This window comes from Corynebacterium marinum DSM 44953 (genome assembly GCF_000835165.1).
GTDB lineage: Bacteria > Actinomycetota > Actinomycetes > Mycobacteriales > Mycobacteriaceae > Corynebacterium > Corynebacterium marinum.
The window spans coordinates 1,031,581-1,046,599 of sequence record NZ_CP007790.1 but is presented as its reverse complement, the minus strand read 5'-3'; the positions used below and the strand labels follow the sequence as shown (position 1 = coordinate 1,046,599).

At 68.1% G+C, this 15,019-nt stretch carries 15 protein-coding genes; 5 read left to right on the top strand and 10 right to left on the bottom strand.

All coding sequences use genetic code 11. The features are described from left to right. Positions 1 to 51: 51 nt before the first annotated feature. The 10 genes from B840_RS05025 to rho form a co-directional block, all read right to left on the bottom strand. Complete coding sequence (locus tag B840_RS05025) at positions 52 to 870, bottom strand: F0F1 ATP synthase subunit delta (protein ID WP_042621234.1); 819 nt, start codon at positions 868 to 870, stop codon at positions 52 to 54. A 5-nt stretch (positions 871 to 875) separates the two neighbouring features. Then, positions 876 to 1,445: a F0F1 ATP synthase subunit B gene (locus B840_RS05020; RefSeq protein WP_042621233.1), complete on the bottom strand. Its 570-nt coding sequence runs from the start codon at positions 1,443 to 1,445 to the stop codon at positions 876 to 878. Between the two features lie 38 nt (positions 1,446 to 1,483). Beyond that, positions 1,484 to 1,723, bottom strand: a complete 240-nt coding sequence (locus B840_RS05015; RefSeq protein WP_042621232.1) for an ATP synthase F0 subunit C — start codon at positions 1,721 to 1,723, stop codon at positions 1,484 to 1,486. 101 nt (positions 1,724 to 1,824) lie between these two features. Then, a complete protein-coding gene (atpB, locus tag B840_RS05010) occupies positions 1,825 to 2,622 on the bottom strand; it encodes a F0F1 ATP synthase subunit A (RefSeq protein WP_042621231.1) in 798 nt (265 codons plus the stop codon). Positions 2,623 to 3,116: 494 nt separating this feature from the next. Then, positions 3,117 to 3,560, bottom strand: a complete 444-nt coding sequence (locus B840_RS05005; RefSeq protein WP_042621230.1) for a Cg1360 family ATP-synthase-associated protein — start codon at positions 3,558 to 3,560, stop codon at positions 3,117 to 3,119. A 31-nt stretch (positions 3,561 to 3,591) separates the two neighbouring features. Next, a complete protein-coding gene (locus B840_RS05000) occupies positions 3,592 to 4,770 on the bottom strand; it encodes an MraY family glycosyltransferase (RefSeq protein WP_042622534.1) in 1,179 nt (392 codons plus the stop codon). A 14-nt stretch (positions 4,771 to 4,784) separates the two neighbouring features. Beyond that, the gene (locus B840_RS04995) at positions 4,785 to 5,444 is read right to left on the bottom strand and encodes an L-threonylcarbamoyladenylate synthase (protein ID WP_042621229.1); all 660 of its coding nucleotides are present in this window, start codon (positions 5,442 to 5,444) and stop codon (positions 4,785 to 4,787) included. Positions 5,445 to 5,475: 31 nt separating this feature from the next. Then, positions 5,476 to 6,339 (bottom strand): N5-glutamine methyltransferase family protein, encoded by an 864-nt coding sequence (locus tag B840_RS04990; protein WP_042621228.1) that lies wholly within the window; start codon positions 6,337 to 6,339, stop codon positions 5,476 to 5,478. Position 6,340: 1 nt separating this feature from the next. Then, positions 6,341 to 7,414, bottom strand: a complete 1,074-nt coding sequence (gene prfA / locus B840_RS04985) for a peptide chain release factor 1 (RefSeq protein ID WP_042621227.1) — start codon at positions 7,412 to 7,414, stop codon at positions 6,341 to 6,343. Further along, positions 7,415 to 9,385 (bottom strand): transcription termination factor Rho, encoded by a 1,971-nt coding sequence (rho, locus tag B840_RS04980; RefSeq protein ID WP_042621226.1) that lies wholly within the window; start codon positions 9,383 to 9,385, stop codon positions 7,415 to 7,417. It lies immediately after the preceding gene. Positions 9,386 to 9,763: 378 nt separating this feature from the next. Between rho and B840_RS04975 the strand changes: the two genes are divergently transcribed. From B840_RS04975 to mobA, 5 genes are all read left to right on the top strand, one after another. Continuing rightward, on the top strand, positions 9,764 to 11,506 hold the full coding sequence (locus B840_RS04975; protein WP_042621225.1) for a long-chain fatty-acid--CoA ligase: 1,743 nt from the start codon (positions 9,764 to 9,766) through the stop codon (positions 11,504 to 11,506). A 62-nt stretch (positions 11,507 to 11,568) separates the two neighbouring features. Next, a complete protein-coding gene (gene moaA, locus B840_RS04970; protein WP_042621224.1) occupies positions 11,569 to 12,645 on the top strand; it encodes a GTP 3',8-cyclase MoaA in 1,077 nt (358 codons plus the stop codon). A gap of 10 nt (positions 12,646 to 12,655) precedes the next feature. Then, positions 12,656 to 13,894: a molybdopterin molybdotransferase MoeA gene (locus B840_RS04965; protein WP_042621223.1), complete on the top strand. Its 1,239-nt coding sequence runs from the start codon at positions 12,656 to 12,658 to the stop codon at positions 13,892 to 13,894. 28 nt (positions 13,895 to 13,922) lie between these two features. Then, a complete protein-coding gene (moaC, locus tag B840_RS04960) occupies positions 13,923 to 14,399 on the top strand; it encodes a cyclic pyranopterin monophosphate synthase MoaC (RefSeq protein WP_042621222.1) in 477 nt (158 codons plus the stop codon). Then, positions 14,399 to 14,959: a molybdenum cofactor guanylyltransferase gene (gene mobA / locus B840_RS04955; protein ID WP_188656891.1), complete on the top strand. Its 561-nt coding sequence runs from the start codon at positions 14,399 to 14,401 to the stop codon at positions 14,957 to 14,959. Before moaC ends, mobA begins: the two co-directional genes overlap by 1 nt. The last annotated feature ends 60 nt before the right edge of the window (positions 14,960 to 15,019 follow it).

Genomic DNA, 15,019 nt, shown 5'->3' with positions numbered 1-15,019 from the left:
GCTCTCAGTTGTATCTTCCAGCATATTTTGGATTGTGTGTGTAGTCGTGTCTTACGCGAGGTTCGCGCGGAGCCTGGCAATCTTGCCTGCCATGCTGCCGTCGATGATCTCGTCGTCGACGCGGATGGTCACGCCACCGAGGAGGCTGGGGTCAACCTCAGAGTGGATGGACATCGCACGACCGTAAATTCGTCCCAGCTTGTCGGCGAGCGCCGCCTGCTGGCCCATGGTCAGCTGCTCGGATGTGACGACATGCGCCACGGAACGGCCCTGCAGCTTGGCAGCTGCGTCGACCAGTTTCGCGATGTCGTCGATGGGGTTCTTCTCCGGCCGGCCGATCGCCTGAAGCGCGAGCGCCTCGGTGAACATGTTGACCTTGCCGTAGAGAACTCCAGCCAGCAGGGCGCGCTTGCGCGCAGGATCCGCCGCCTTGTCGGAGAGGAGCTGGGTCAGCTCGCCCTCACGGTCCAGAACGCGGGAGAGTCGGAACAGTTCGTCCTCGACCTGCCCCAGCTGACCCTGCTTCTCGGCGCCGCGCAGGAATGCGCGGCGGCCGAGGGAAACGAGGCCGGCCCGGAATTCACGCGGGGTGGACCAGGTGCGTGCGGCTGCCTCGTCGAGTACCGAAAGGGTGCTGTCGGAGACCTTGCCGCCGAACACGGTCCGGACCAGGCCCGTGCGCTGCGCCGGCGTAGCCGAAGCTTCAGCGACAGCGACACGCAGGGCGCGGTCACCGTCGAGAACCTCGACGACGTCGAACAGCTCGGTGCCGATCTGGGCGGCGACGGCGACGGTGTTGCCCGAACCATGGACGAGACCGTCCAGGTGGGACTCAACCGTTGCTAGTGCTTCGCGGCTCGCTGCGTGCATTGCGCTCACTTTCCTGCCGGTGCGACGGTGTCGAGCTCGGACAGGAACGAGTCAATCGTGCCGGAGCGCTTGGTGGCGTCGGAAAGCTCGCCACCGATCAGCCGCTCTGCCAGGTTGATCGAGTTCTGTCCCATCTCCTGGCGAAGCTCCGCCACGACCTGCTCACGCTGGGCCGACAGCTGCTTCTCACCGGACGCGACGATGCGGTTGCTCTCCTCGGTGGCCTGTGCCTTCATCTCAGCCTCGATCAGCTTGCCCTTTTCGCGGGCCTGCTCACGGATCTCGGCTGCCTCGGCACGGGCCTCGGCGAGCTGCGCGTTGTACTTCTCAAGAGCGGCCTTGGCCTCGGCCTGTGCGGCCTCGGCGCGCTGAATGCCACCCTTGATCCGGTCCTCACGCTCAGTCAGGACCTCCTGGAACTTCGGAAGAACGAACTTCCAGAAGATCAGCAGAATAACGACGAGCGGAATGATGGACCAGACGATGTCGTATGCCTTGGGCAGAAGAATCGAGTTGCCGCCCTCGAGGGGAAGGGTCTCAGCCTCCTGCGCAAGGTAGTAAATGACGTTCGTCATGAGTCTCCAGTCTTAAAGGGGTGTGTTTCCGCTCGAAATTAGAACAGGAAGCCGGCGACCAGGCCGATGAGGGCGAGGGCCTCAACGAAGGCGATACCCAGGAACATGGTGGTACGGAGCTGACCGGCCATCTCGGGCTGGCGGGCCATGCCCTCAAGTGCCTTGCCGACGAGGATGCCGATGCCCAGGCCCGGGCCGATGGTGGCGATGCCGTAGCCGATGGTGCCGAGGCCGGTAACGGTGGTCTCGGTTGCCTGAGCCAGGATGATCTCGTTCATGAAAGTCGTTCCCTTTCTAGGTGCCCGGTCTGAATTTCGACCGGGGCTTCAGGTGGTGATTGAAGTGGGGGTATTCAGTTGGCCGCGAGGTCCGCGACTTGTCAGTGAGAGTCCGCGTGCAGCGACAGCTCGATGTACACCGCAACCAGCAGGGCGAAGATGTACGCCTGCAGGAAGATGATGATGATCTCATAGAGCGTGAACGCGACAGCCGCGACAATGGTCACACCAGAAAGCACGGTCCAGCCGTTCAGCTGCCAGAAGAAGAAGTTCGTGGCGGAGTACAGGAGGACCAGAATGAGGTGTCCCGCAAGGAAGTTCGCCATAAGACGAAGTGCGAGAGTGACCGGACGCATGATGAACGTCGAGAAGAACTCGATCGGCACGACAAGGATGTGCAGTGCCGGGGGAAGATTCGGGATGACCACCGAGGACTTGACGAACTTACCGAAGCCGTAACGCTTGGCACCGGCATAGATCATGGTGACGTAGCCCAGGAGCGCCAGCACGATCGGCATGCCGATACGTGCGTTGGGCGAAATGTTCAGTCCAGGAATGATCGTCGGGATGTTGAAAGCCAGGACGGCGAAGAAGATGGTGGCGATGACCGGCAGGAACCGGCGCCCCTCCTTCTTGCCCAGAATGTCCTCGGCGATGTGGACCCGGACGAAATCCAGTGCGAGTTCTGCGAAGTTCTGCAGGCCCGACGGAACCAGCTTGGGGCTCCGGAAGGCGACAAGGAAAAGGACCGCCACGATGATCGTCATGAGAATGCGGACGAGCATCAGTCGGTCCAGTGCGAACCATCCGTTTGCGAAATCCTCAAACAGGATGTGGCCGTAGTATTGCCCCGGGAAAAATTCAGGATCCAGTTCGGGTGCGTGAAACTCGCCCCTCATGGCCAGTGTTGTAACGCTCAGCGTTCTCTCCCGTGTTCGGGCCGTAGGTGGAGTGTCACTTCACATACGGTGCGATGGACGTCTGAAAATCTTTGTTGCCGCCACCACCTCGGACTCCGTCGCACATCAGCGAAGGCGGTGACAGGGGCTGGACCGCAGCCCTGTTCGGCGCCATCCTGTGTCTCCACTGATGGCGCTTTCACCTTGCCGGGGCAACCCGCAGGACAGCTTATCAGGGTGTTTCCGTTTTCTCCCGAAGGGTGCGGATATGTTTCCTGACGTGGCGCGATACGTCCCGCACCATGCCCCGAAAAAGGCCTGTATCGGCAGCTTTGGACATGGTTGTAAGCTCGGTCACACGGTGCGCAAGGGTGTCCCCCGGCGGGGGTGATTACCCCCGTTTTCCCTGCCCCGGAGGATCGTTTCGGGCCCCCGCCCACCCCTGTGCGGAGCCCCGCTCACCGACGCCGCCCGGGCGTTGCAGCAGGCCCCGGCTAGTTCACGTAGGTGACGCGGGCGGTGATGACGCCCCACACCTCGGTGGCCAGCACGACGACGAGCGCCAGCACGGTGGTGACCAGCAGGGCCGTGCGGTCGTAGAAGGTCAGGTCGCGGATGACCGCCAGGACGATGATCAGGACCACGATCTTGAGCAGCCAGCTGCCCAGGACCACTGCCCCGGTGGTGGACGGGTTGGTCGAGGAGGTGAACAGCACGCTGGCCGCGGTCAGCAGGACGAATCCGCCGCCGATCGCCGCGCCGATGAGCACCCCCCAGATGCCGGGGAGATCCCGCATGCCGCCCCAGACGGCCAGCGAGATGATCGTGATGACGACGAGCGCGATGGTGCCGAAGCGGACCGCCCGCAGGAGGGGGCGGCGGGGGTCGTCGTATTCCGAGCGCGGGGCGCTGTCCGGTGCAGTGTCAGGAGTACTCACGCCACCGGATCCTACCCGCCCGGGCCGGGGCTCAGGCGGTGGGCTCAGTCTCGACGACCACGCGGGAGCGTGGGGCGCGGCGTCCCAGCTTGCCCGCCCGCAGCGGAATGAGGGTGACCAGGAACGCCACGACCAGCGCCACGAGGAACAGCGACAGGGCCACCCGGGCCGGGACGACGGAGAAGCTCACCGCCCCGAAGGCGACCACGCTGACCCACAGATAGAGGACGAGCACGGTACGCCGGTGGGTGTGGCCCAGCGAGAGCAGCCGGTGGTGGAGGTGGAGCTTGTCCGCCGCAAACGGCGAGGTGCCCTTCGACAGACGCCGCACCACCGCCAGGACAAGGTCCAGAACTGGAACGAAGATCGCCGCGGCCACCACGAGGATGGGGCTCATTAGCGCCACCATGTCCGCCGTCCCGTAGAGGGACATGTTGATCTTTCCCGACGCCGACGTCGCCGCCGCGGCGAGCAGCAGCCCGATGAGCATCGAACCGGAATCCCCCATGAAGATGCGCGAGGGCTCGAAGTTGTGGGGAAGGAAGCCCAGGCAGATGCCCACCAGCCCGGCGGCGATGATGGCCGGCGGATAGGCGGACACCGCCCCGCCCTGGTCGTGGAGCACCGTCAGGGAGAAGATCAGGATCGCCCCGCCGCCGATCATGCCCAGCCCGGCGGCCAGCCCGTCCAGGCCGTCGACGAAGTTGATGGCGTTGATCAGCGCGACCGTGAACAGGGAGGTGACGATGCTCGCCTGCAACTGGTCCAGCACGACCGTGGTGCCGTCGCCGAAGGGGAGGTAGAGCAAGGTCCACGACAACCCGAGGACGCCGAGCAGCACGGACGCGAGGATCTGCCCGATGAGTTTGGTGATGGCGTCCAGTTCATAGAGGTCGTCGAGCACGCCGACCAGCACGATGGCGAAGGCCGCCCACACCACGGCGTTCATCTCCGGGGTGATCGGCATGAATCCCCTGGTCAGGGCGGGTAGCTGACTGGCCAGGAAGACGGCGGCCAGGAACCCCGAGAACATGGCCACGCCGCCCAGCCGCGGGGTGGGCTGGGTGTGGACGTCGCGTTGGCGGATTTCGGCGACCTTGCCGGCCCGCACCATCATGGAGCGCACGATGCCCGTGGCGAGGTAGGTGACCGTCGCCGCGACGAGGATCACCAGGCCGAGTTCGCGCAGCGGGACGCCGGCGCCCATGATGGCCTTCTCCCCTTCTAGGTCCGGCTCCGCAGCAGCTCCGGGTCGACCCCGAGGACCTCGCCGATGGCTTCCGCCGAGATCGCGCCCTCCCGCAGGATGCGCGGGGCAGGGCCGGAGAGATCGATGATCGTGGAGGGTTTGCCCACCGGGGTCTCCCCGCCGTCGAGGTAGACCGCGACGGCGGTGCCCAGCTGCTGTTTGGCGGCGATGGCTGTGGTGGGCGGCTCGTGGCCGGAGATGTTGGCGCTGGACACTGCCATGGGGCCGACCTCGCGCAGCAGCTCGATGGCCACCGGGTGCAGCGGCATGCGCAGCATGACAGTCCCGCGGGTGTCGCCCAGGTTCCACGGCAGGGAGGGCGCCTGCGGCACGACGAGGGAGAGCCCGCCCGGCCAGAACGCCTCCACCAGGGCCTCCGCCTGGGGGGTGAACTCGCGGACAAGGCCGCGCACGGTGTCCCAGGAGCCGACGAGGACAGGGACCGGCATGTCGGGGCCGCGCCGTTTGGTGGCCAGGAGGGTGGCCACGGCCTGGTTGTCGAAGGCGTCGCAACCCAGCCCGTAGAGCGTGTCGGTGGGCAGGACGACCAGACGGCCCCCGCGGGCGGCGTCGACGGCGGCGCGGATGCCTTCGGCGCGTTCGGCGGCGTCGGCACAGGAGTAGATGCGGCTCATGGGGCCTTCCTCGTAGATGGGTCCGGGTAGGTCAGTCTGACAGCTTACTCGCCGTGGCGAAGCGCGCCCGACCGGTCAGGTCGTGGAGCACCGCGGCGCCACCGAAACCGCCGTGGGCGGTCAGTGCGTCCAGGACCGCCTGCGAGGTGGTGTCGTCGTGCTCGATGCCCACCAGCCCGCCCGGCCGGAGCAGGGCGGCCACGGTCGGCAGCATCTCGTGGATGACCTCCATGCCGCTCTCGCCGGCGAAGACGGCCTGCGGCGGATCCGCGTAGACCTCGGTGTCGAGGTCGGGGGTCTCCGGCACGTAGGGCGGGTTCGACAGGACGAGGTCGACCGTGCCGTGCCAATCGGCGAGCAGCGCCGGGTCCGTGACGTCGCCCCGGACGACCGTCACCGCCGTTCCCGCCGCGTTGCGCCGGGCGTAGGCCAGCGCCTCGTCGTGCTTCTCGACGCCGATCACCTCCACCCCGCCGGGAAAGACCTCGGCGACGTAGAGTGCCAGGGCTCCGGTGCCGGTGCACAGGTCGACGACCCTGGCGGGGCGGCCGGGGCGGACGCCGGCACGCATCAGCTGCCGCACCCCCCAGTCGGCGAGGACCTCGGTCTCCGGGCGCGGGATGAACACACCGGGCCCGACCTCGAGGTCGAGCGGGCCGAAAGGGGCAACGCCCAGGATGTGCTGGAGAGGCTCGCGGCGCTCGCGGCGCGCGACCATCTCCTCGAAGCCCCCGGGAACCTCCCCGCGGGAGTGAAGGGCAACCTCCATGGGGCCGACCTTCAGCAAGTGCGCGGCGATGAGGCGGGCGTCGACCTCCGGGGAGGGGACACCCGCGGACGCGAAACGCTCCGCGGCGTCGACAAGCGACTCGCGGAGCGTACGGCGGGGGGTCACCCTACTCGGCCTCGAGGCGCTCGGACCGCTCCGCCGCCTGCAGTGCGGTGAACAGGTCGTCGAGGTTGCCGTCGAGGACGGAATCCAGGTTGTTCGCCTTGAAACCGATCCGGTGGTCGCTGATGCGGTTCTCCGGCCAGTTGTAGGTGCGGATCCGCTCGGAGCGGTCCATGGAACGCACCTGGGCGGCACGGCCCTCGGCCGCCTCCGCATCAGCCTTCTCGCGCTCCATCTGCTCCAGACGGGACTGCAGGACCTGCATGGCGCGCGCCTTGTTCTGGATCTGCGAGCGCTCCTTCTGGCACGTGACCACGATGCCGGTGGGCAGGTGGGTCAGGCGGACGGCGGAGTCGGTGGTGTTGACGCCCTGGCCGCCCTTGCCGGAGGAACGGTAGACGTCGACGCGGATGTCCTTGTCGTCGATGACCACCGCGCCCGGATCGTCGGTCTCCGGGAAGACCATGACGCCGGCGGCCGAGGTCTGGATTCGGCCCTGTGACTCGGTCACGGGGACGCGCTGGACGCGGTGGACGCCGCCCTCGAACTTGAACTTGCTCCACGCGCCGTCCCGGGAAGGGGTCTTTGCACGGAAAGACAAGGTCATGTCCTTGACTCCGCCGAGATCGGATTCGGAGAGGCCGAGCACCTCCCAGGTGAAACCGTGCTTGTCGGCGTAGCGCTCGTACATGCGGGCCAGCTCGGCCGCGAACAACGCGGCCTCCTCGCCGCCGGCACCGGCCTTGATCTCCATGATGATGTCGTCCGCGTCGTGCGGGTCGCGCGGGGCGAGGAGATCGGCGAGCTGCTCCTCGAGTTCGACCGCGCGGGCGGACAGGCGCTCGGCCTCGGCGGCGAACTCCTTGTCCTCGTGCGCCATCTCGCGGGCATCCGCGAGATCCTCGCGGGTGCTCACCAGCTCACGGTTGATCTTGATGATCGGCTGCAGCTCCGCGTAACGCTTCGAGAGCTTGCGGAACAGCTTCTGATCCCCGGCGGTCTCCGGGTCGGCCATCTGAGCCTCGATGCCCTCGTACTCGGAGACGATGTCGTCTACCGCGGAAACATATCCTGCCATCTAGGAGTACTCCTCCTCATCCTTGTCGGCGGCCATCGGAGCGCTGGAGGCGACCTGCATGAGGAACTCGCCGTTCGACTTGGTCTTCTTCAGCTGCCTGATCAGCAGATCGATGGCCTGCTGCGGATCCAGCGCGGACAGAATACGGCGCAGCTTGTGCATGACGCGGGCCTCGTCCGGGCCGAGCAGCAGCTCGTCCTTGCGGGTGCCCGAGGGGTTGACGTCCACGGCCGGGAACACGCGACGCTCCGAGATCTTCCGGTCCAGCTTGAGCTCCGCGTTGCCGGTGCCCTTGAACTCCTCGAAGATCACGGTGTCGCCGGCGGAACCGGTCTCCACCATCGCCGTGGCGATGATGGTCAGCGAGCCGCCGTTCTCGATGTTGCGGGCGGCGCCCAGGAAACGCTTCGGCGGGTACAGCGCATTCGAATCCACGCCGCCCGAGAGGATGCGGCCCGACGCCGGCGAGGAGTTGTTGTAGGCGCGGCCCAGACGGGTGATGGAGTCCAGCAGGACGACGACGTCCTTGCCCTGCTCCACCAGACGCTTCGCCCGCTCGATGGCGAGTTCGGCGACGGCGGTGTGCTCCCCCGGCGGACGGTCGAAGGTGGAGGCGATGACCTCACCCTTGACCGAACGCTGCATGTCGGTGACTTCCTCGGGACGCTCGTCCACCAGCACCACCATGAGGTAGCACTCGGGGTTGTTCGTGGCGATGGCGTTGGCGATGTTCTGCATGATCGTCGTCTTGCCCGCCTTGGGCGGGGACACGATCAGGGCGCGCTGCCCCTTGCCGATCGGCATGATCAGGTCGATGACCCGGGTGGTCAGGATCTTCGGGTCGGTCTCCAGGCGCAGACGCTGGTTCGGGTACAGCGGCGTCAGCTTGGCGAAGTCCGGACGCTTCCGCGCGTCTTCCAGGCTCAGACCGTTGGCGGTGTCGACACTGACCAGCTGGTTGTACTTCTGGCGGTTGCGGCCCTGACCGTGGGTCTGGCTGCCACCCATGCGGACCTTGCCCGTCACGGCGTCACCGGAACGCAGACCCGCGCGACGGATCAGCTGGTTCGGGACGAAGACGTCGGCCGGCGACGCATGGTAGCCGGTGGTGCGGACGAACGCGACGTTGCTGTCCACGATGTCGAGGATGCCCGCGACGTCCTGCAGATCACCGGAATCCTGCTGCTGCTGCGGCTCCTGCTGCTGGTTCTGCTGCTGTCCGCCGTCGTGCTGGTCGTTCGCGCGGCCGCGACGGTTCCGGCGGCTGCGGCGTCCCCGGCGGCCTTCGCCCTCACCGTTGTCGTTGTCGTTGCGCTGGTTGCGCTGGTTGCGCTGGTCGCCACGCTGGCCACGCTGACCCTGATCTCGCTGGTCGCGCTGTCCGCGCTGACCCTGATCGTCGTCGCCGGAGTCGCGCTGGTCGCGGTTCTGCTCCTGGCGCTCCTGGCGCTCCTGGCGCTCCTGGCCGGAGTCGCGCTGGTCGCGGTCCTGCTCCTGACGCTCCTGACCGGAGCTCTGCTCCCGGTGGGGCTGCTCCTGGCCTGAATCCTGCTCGCGCTGGCCGTGGCGGGCCCGGTTGCGGCGGGCACGGCGGGCGGCGGAACGGGACTCGTACCGCGCATCGTCGGCGGCGGAATCCGTACCGGACTTATCGTTCTCCTCCGGCTGCGTCTTTGCGGGAGCCGGGGCATCGGCGGCAGAGGCCGCCGATGTCTCAGTCCGGGTGGGCGCCTGCGACGGCTGCTCAGCCGGAGCCGCCGCCTCAGCAACCGCTGCCGGAGCAGCCTGCCCGGCTGCTTCAGGAGCGCGGGAACGTGTCGGAACGGTACCGGTCTGGATGGCGGTGATCAGATCACCCTTCCGCAGACCGGAGGTTCCCTTGAGTCCCTTTTCTGCGGCGAGCTTGCGCAGCTCGGTGAGCTTCAGCGACGCGAGGTCAGCCGAAGCGGGGGCGGTGTCCGTATCGGTCACGGATGTCCTTTCGTTGCTTGACCAGCCACTGGTGCGTCGTGGTTCGATGCGTCGCGCATCGGGGTGCACCAGGTTGGAAGCCTTCTGTGGAGTTGAGCAACTCGACGTCCCCCACCACCTCTGGGCATGTTTGCCTAGGGCAGGATTAACGGGGACGGAGCCGTACTTCAGTGGAGATCAGACCGGGCCGGGCCTTGAAGGACCGCAACCTGCGGGGCCGGGGCCGCATGGGCGGCTCAGCGACGAAGGATGGGTGGACGCGTGGTCCGGACGGGCCGGAGGTCTGTGCGGATGACCGCGGACCCCCGTCGATCTGCGAACAGTGTAGCGCATGACGCACACACATCCGCATTACCCCTCCGGGCTAGAGTGAGGGGCATGCTCTCCACCATGCAGAATGTGCCGCTGTCGATCTCGCGCATCCTGGAGTACGGCTCCACTGCGCATGCGTCGACGAAGGTGACCACGTGGCGCACCGACCAGGCAGAGGAGACCACGTTCGAGGAGGTCCACGCACGGGCGGCGGCGTTCGCGCATGCGCTGCACGACGATCTGGGGATCACCGGCGACCAACGGGTGGGATCGTTCATGCACAACTGCGCCGAGCACCTGGAGGTGCAGTTCGCGGTGTCGAGCATGGGCGCAGTCTTCACCCCGCTCAACAAGCAGCTGATGACGGACCAGGTGCGGCACATCATCAACCACGCCGAGGTGGAGGTCATCGTCGCCGATCCCCACCTGGCGGGCCCCCTGGGCACGGCGCTGAGGGAATGCCCGACGGTCCGGGCGGTGGTGTTCACCGGGCTGGAGCCGCTGGGCCCGGCGGCGGAGCAGATTCCGGAGGGCGTCGCCGTCCATTCCTACGAGGAGCTTCTCGACGCCCGCTCCACCGTCTACGCCTGGCCCGAGCTCGACGAGAACACCACCGCCGCCATCTGCTACTCCACCGGCACATCGGGTGCGCCGAAGGGCGTGGCCTACTCGCACCGTTCCATCTATCTTCAGGCGATGTCGCTGCGCACCACCGATTCCCTCGCAGTCTCCCACGGCGAGTCCTTCCTGTGCTGCGTGCCCATCTACCACGTCCTGTCCTGGGGGGTGCCCTACGCGGCATTCATGTCGGGCACTCCCCTGGTCTTCCCGGATTCGGATGTCTCCGCCCCGACGCTGGCCCGGCTGATCGCCGCCACGCACCCCCGTGTGGCGCACGGCGTCCCGACGCTGTGGATCCAGCTCATGGTGCACTACCTGCACAACCCGCCGGAGCGGATGTCCCTCACCGAGATCTACGTGGGTGGTTCGCCGGCCCCGCCGATCCTCATCAAGCTGTGGGAGGAGCGCTACGGCGTGGACATCGTCCATGTGTGGGGGATGACGGAAACCTCATCCGTCGGCACGGTGGCCCGGCCCCCGTCGGGTTCCTCCGGCGAGGCCCGCTGGGCCTACCGCGTGAGCCAGGGCAGGTTCTCCAACCTGCTGGAGTACCGCGTGGTCAACGACGGCGAGGTCGTCTCCTCCACCGACCGCAACCAGGGCGAGATCCAGGTCCGCGGCAACATCGTCACCGGGTCCTACTACCACTCACCCACCGAGGAGGGCGACGGCTCCACCAGCCGCTTCCGCGGCCGCGACGCCGGGCAGGGAGACGAACTGTTCACCGGCGACGGCTGGCTGCGCACGGGCGACGTGGGGTCGGTGACCTCGGACGGTTACCTCACGGTGTCGGACCGTTCCCGCGACGTCATCCGTTCGGGCGGCGAGTGGATCTACTCCGCGATGCTGGAAAACCTCATCATGGACGCTCCCGAGGTGGTGGAATGCGCCGTCATCGGCTATCCGGACGACAAGTGGGGCGAACGCCCGCTCGCGGTGACGGTGCTCCATGAGGACATCGCCCAGACCACACAGACCGCGGAAGAGCTGCGCGAGGGACTCCGCGCCAGCCTCCCGGGTTGGATGCTTCCCGAATACTGGACTTTTGTGCGGGACATCGACAAGACATCGGTGGGTAAGTTCGACAAGAAGGACCTCCGGAAGCACCTGGCTGACGGAGATTTCACGGTGATCGCGCTCAAGGGTCCCGGCCAGCCGAAGGAGATCCGGACGGACCAGATGATTTAGTACAAAGTTTTCTTATTTTAATACTGGTTATCCGGGCCGCCCGTTCCTACTATGGGAGAGACATGACGAAACGACTTCTTCTGCCGACCCCCACCCTGCCCCCGGCACGGATCGACGGCGCCCGTCAGCTCATCGACACTCACGGCCGGGTGGCCAGGGATCTGCGGGTCAGCCTCACGGACCGCTGCAACCTCCGGTGCACCTACTGCATGCCAGCCGAGGGGCTGGACTGGCTGCCCACCGAGCTCTCCCTCAGCGATGAGGAGGTCATCCGGCTCATCACCATCGCTGTCACCCGCCTGGGTATCCGCCAGGTCCGTTTCACCGGCGGCGAGCCTCTGCTGCGGAAGTCGTTGGAGAAAATCGTCGCCGCCACGTCGTCGCTGCGCACCGACGAGGGGGGCAACGTCGCCACGGCCCTGACCACCAACGGCCTGGGCCTGCCCCGACGGCTCCCCGGACTGAGGGGGGCCGGCCTCGACCGGGTCAACATCTCCCTGGACACCCTCGACCGGGAACGTTACGCCCGCCTGACCCGCCGGGACCGGCTCCCGGACGTGCTCGAGGCGATCGACGCCGCCCTGGCTGCCGGCATGCACCCGGTCAAGGTCAATTCCGTGATCATGCCGGGCGTCAACGAGGAAGATGTGGTCCCCCTGGCGGAGTACTGCCTGGAGAAGGGCGCCGAGCTGCGCTTCATCGAGCAGATGCCGCTGGGCCCGCGGGAGAAGTGGAAGCGGGAGGACATGGTCACGGCAGAGCAGATCCTCGCGCGCCTGCGCACCGGATTCCACCTCACCCCGGCGGAGGAGCCACGGGGCGCGGCGCCGGCGGCGCTGTGGCACGCGCGGGGCGTCGATAAGCGCGGCCTGAACGGCCGGATCGGCGTGATCGCCTCGGTGAGCAGCCCGTTCTGCGGCGACTGCGACCGCACCCGTCTGACCACCGACGGCGCGATCCGCACGTGCCTGTTCTCCCGCTCCGAAACCTCATTGCGCGAGCTGATCCGCAGCGGCGCGGACGACGGGGAACTCGCGGCGGTCTGGGCCGGGGCAATGTGGGGTAAACTGCCGGGTCACGGCATCGATGACCCCGGTTTCCTCCAGCCCCAACGTCCCATGTCGGCGATCGGTGGCTAGTCTCGACCGCATGCGGTCCATCACCGAACACCTCGCGGCGGTCCTCGACCTCGCCTCCCCCGGCGAGCCCGTGGCCGTCTCCCCCGTCAACGCCCGGGGGTTGGTCCTCGCCGACGACGCCGTCGCGACGCTGTCCGTGCCGCCTTTCTCCAACTCCGCCATGGACGGATTCCTCGTCCGCTCGGCCGACCTCACCGGCACCGGCCCGTGGACGCTACCCGTGGTCGCGGATGTCCCGGCCGGGGGCGTTGCCACCGGGGTCCCGGCCGGAGGTGCTGTGCGGATCATGACGGGCGCTCCTGTCGGCGAGGACCATGACGGCCTCCGGGTGATCCCGGTGGAGGACACCGACGTCCCCGGCGGCCCGCATCCCCTGCCGGAGTCGGTGACAGTGCGTTCCGTGCGGCCGGAACGCCGCCATATCCGTGCGCTGGGCGAGAACATCTCCCCCGGCGAGGTCGTGGTACCGGCCGGAACCCGCGTCGATCCCGGTGCCGTGGCAGCCCTGATCTCCGCGGGGGCGGCCCGGGTGACGGCCTTCCCCCGCCCCCGGGTGGCGGTGCTGTCCTCCGGCAGTGAACTGGTGGAACCCGGCATCCGGCCGGGACCCGGTCAGCTCCCCGACTCGAACCGGCCGATGCTCGCCGCCCTGTTCGCCGAGCAGGGGATCGAGGTCACCGAGGTCCATTCCGGGGATCGGCCGCTGGATTTCCGTGCGGTGCTCGACCGGCTGTGCGCCACCCACGACCTGGTGGTCACCACCGGCGGGGTCTCCGAGGGCGCCTTCGACGTGGTGCGGGAGGCCACTTCCGGAGAGGGCATGTGGTTCGGTTCCGTCGCCCAACGCCCGGGCTCGCCGCAGGGGTTGGGGGTCCGGGGAAGTGCGGTGCTGATGTGCCTGCCGGGTAACCCGGTCGCAGCCTTCGTCTCCTGGTGCCTGTATGTGCCACCGCTGCTGGCGGCTTTGTCCGGCACTCCGCCGGGCCGCGGGTTGTGGGAGCGTGCGCACGTCCGCGCCCTCCTCGCGGAGGGGGCGAGCCTCCCGGTCTCACCCGACCGGGCGTTCCTCGCCCCCGTCCACCTGGACTGGTCGGGCGGACGCCCCGTGGCCGCGCCCTTCAACCGGCGCAGCACCGGCTCGCATCTGGTCGCCTCCCTGGCGGGCACGGACGGTATCGCCGTCGTTGAGCCCGGCACCGGCCGAACCGGTCCGGGCGACACCGTCGGGGTCCTCCTGCGCCGCGCGTGACCCTCCCCCACCTAAAGATAAGGAAGACATGAAGTTCACCCACCTCAATGAGGCCGGCACCGCCTACATGGTCGACGTGACCGAAAAGCAGCCGACGGTCCGCGCCGCCACCGCCCGCGGCGAGGTCGCCTGCTCCCCGGATGTGCTCGGCGCGCTCCGCGACGGCACCGTGCCCAAGGGCGACGTCCTCGCCGTCGCCCGGATCGCCGGTATCTCGGCGGCGAAGAAGGTGCCGGATCTGCTGCCCCTGGCGCACACGATCGGGGTGCACGGCTGCGCGGTGGATCTGGAGATCCTCGACGACCACGTCGCCATCGAGGCCACCGTCCGCACGGCCGACCGCACCGGCGTGGAGATGGAGGCCCTGACGGCCGTCACCGTCGCCGCGCTCGCGGTCATCGACATGGTCAAGGGCGTGGACCGCTCCGCATACATCCGCACCTGCGGTATCACGGCGAAATCCGGCGGGCGCTCCGGCGACTGGTCGCGCGAGCTGCCCCGCTGATGCTGCAGGTCATCGTCCTGGCCGGCGGCCGCGGCGCGCGCATGGGCGGGGTGGACAAGGCGCAGGTCACCCTCGACGGTGTCCGCCTGGTCGACCACCTCGTCGGTGCGCTCGCGGGCATCCCGCTGGTCGTGGTCTCCCCGCGGCTCGCCCTGGACGTACCCGTCGTCAGCGAGGATCCGCCCTTCGGCGGCCCCGTCGCGGGCATCGCCGCCGGCTTCGGGGCGCTCGACTCCCCCGGTTTGGTGGGTGTCCTCTCCGTCGACGCGCCCGACTCCCCCGCCCTGCTCCCGTCGCTTGTCGACGCCCTGCGCGCCGACCCGGCCGCCGACGTCGCCGTCGTGCGAGCGGCCGACGGCCAGGTGCAGCCGCTGTGCGCGGTGTGGCGGGCCGGGGGGCTGCGGGAGGCCCTGGCGCGGCTGGACACCGTGCGCGATCAGTCCGCGAAGAAGCTCCTGCGCGCGGCCGAGCGGGTGATCGAGGTCCCCGGTGATGGGGCGGAACGCGACTACGACACGATGGCGGAACTCAGCCGGCGGGGCCACGCGGAGCTGCCCTGACCCCGGCGAAGCTGGTTGGCCCCGGTGCAGGTGCGCCGGGGTCAACCAGCTTTGCCGGGC

What these genes read in the sequence shown, in the direction of transcription:
- prfA (WP_042621227.1), bottom strand. Translation starts at nt 7,414, where the DNA reads ATGGCAGGATATGTTTCCGCGGTAGACGACATCGTCTCCGAGTACGAG.
- B840_RS04965 (WP_042621223.1), top strand. Translation starts at nt 12,656, where the DNA reads ATGCGGTCCATCACCGAACACCTCGCGGCGGTCCTCGACCTCGCCTCC.
- B840_RS05025 (WP_042621234.1), bottom strand. Translation starts at nt 870, where the DNA reads ATGCACGCAGCGAGCCGCGAAGCACTAGCAACGGTTGAGTCCCACCTG.
- B840_RS04995 (WP_042621229.1), bottom strand. Translation starts at nt 5,444, where the DNA reads ATGAGCCGCATCTACTCCTGTGCCGACGCCGCCGAACGCGCCGAAGGC.
- mobA (WP_188656891.1), top strand. Translation starts at nt 14,399, where the DNA reads ATGCTGCAGGTCATCGTCCTGGCCGGCGGCCGCGGCGCGCGCATGGGC.
- B840_RS05015 (WP_042621232.1), bottom strand. Translation starts at nt 1,723, where the DNA reads ATGAACGAGATCATCCTGGCTCAGGCAACCGAGACCACCGTTACCGGC.
- B840_RS04975 (WP_042621225.1), top strand. Translation starts at nt 9,764, where the DNA reads ATGCTCTCCACCATGCAGAATGTGCCGCTGTCGATCTCGCGCATCCTG.
- moaA (WP_042621224.1), top strand. Translation starts at nt 11,569, where the DNA reads ATGACGAAACGACTTCTTCTGCCGACCCCCACCCTGCCCCCGGCACGG.
- moaC (WP_042621222.1), top strand. Translation starts at nt 13,923, where the DNA reads ATGAAGTTCACCCACCTCAATGAGGCCGGCACCGCCTACATGGTCGAC.
- atpB (WP_042621231.1), bottom strand. Translation starts at nt 2,622, where the DNA reads ATGAGGGGCGAGTTTCACGCACCCGAACTGGATCCTGAATTTTTCCCG.
- B840_RS05020 (WP_042621233.1), bottom strand. Translation starts at nt 1,445, where the DNA reads ATGACGAACGTCATTTACTACCTTGCGCAGGAGGCTGAGACCCTTCCC.